The sequence below is a fragment of the Actinophytocola gossypii genome (assembly GCF_025165815.1).
Lineage (GTDB): Bacteria > Actinomycetota > Actinomycetes > Mycobacteriales > Pseudonocardiaceae > Actinophytocola > Actinophytocola gossypii.
Genome location: NZ_JAFFZE010000053.1, coordinates 1 through 602 on the forward strand (window position 1 = coordinate 1; position 602 = coordinate 602).

At 69.1% G+C, this 602-nt stretch carries 1 protein-coding gene; it reads right to left on the reverse strand.

What is annotated here, in order from left to right; all coding sequences use genetic code 11:
• Positions 1-602, reverse strand: a 602-nt coding sequence (locus JT362_RS35325; RefSeq protein ID WP_260196313.1) for a 2-oxoacid:ferredoxin oxidoreductase family protein, incomplete at both ends; no start/stop codon positions are given.

Sequence of the window (602 nt, forward strand, 5' to 3'; positions counted from 1 at the left end):
GCGAACGACTCGGTGGTCTCGCCGTAGTTCCAGCCCGCGCGGAAGGCCAGCACGTTGGCCTCGGCGATGTCCGGCTTGCGGGCGAACTTCTCCCGCAGGAACCGCTCGGTGCCCTCGGTCGGCCGGTGGTACATCCAGGACAGCAGCCCGAGCGCGAACATGTTCTTGCACCGCTCGGCGTCCTTCTTCGACAGCCCGGTGTCGGCGAGCGCGCCCTGGGTGAGGGTGGCCATGGCGACCGGGAAGACCTGGAAGCTGGCCAGCGAGTCGTCGTCGAGCGGGCTGCCGTCGTATCCGACCTTGGTCAGGTTGCGCTTGGAGAACTCGTCGGTGTTGACGATCACCGTGCCGCCGACGGGCAGGTCGGCGAGGTTCGCCTTGAGCGCCGCCGGGTTCATCGCGACCAGCACGTCCGGCCGGTCACCCGGGGTCAGGATGTCGTAGTCGGCGAAGTGCAGCTGGAACGACGAGACGCCCGGCAGGGTGCCCGCAGGAGCGCGGATCTCGGCCGGGAAGTTCGGCAGCGTCGCCAGGTCGTTGCCGAACGCGGCCGCCTCCGAGGTGAACCGGTCACCGGTCAGCTGCATACCGTCACCGGAGTC